The organism is Mesorhizobium sp. M1A.T.Ca.IN.004.03.1.1 (assembly GCF_003997555.1).
GTDB lineage: Bacteria > Pseudomonadota > Alphaproteobacteria > Rhizobiales > Rhizobiaceae > Mesorhizobium.
Window position 1 is genome coordinate 1 of record NZ_RZTV01001121.1, and the last position, 234, is coordinate 234.

Annotated in this window: 1 pseudogene; it reads right to left on the reverse strand. The window is 70.5% G+C overall.

Annotated elements, in window-relative coordinates:
* Window positions 1–234 (reverse strand): annotated as a pseudogene (locus EOD29_RS36445) (branched-chain amino acid ABC transporter permease/ATP-binding protein); the annotation flags it as partial.

Sequence of the window (234 nt, forward strand, 5' to 3'; positions counted from 1 at the left end):
GCCGCCATAGTGCTTGGTGAGCCCCGTCGCCTGCAGGATCGGCTTCGCTGCCAGGGCCGGGTCATGACCATGGGCAGCGGGAATGGAGACGACGACCATTGCCTCGGCGAACTCCGCCTCGGCACCCTTCTGTCCATTGTCGCCATCGAAGGCGGCGGCGGGCGCCTCTGCCGTGTGCCGCGCGCCGCCGCCGATCCGTCGCGCCACGAAGGCGTAGAGATCGGCGATGCCGCC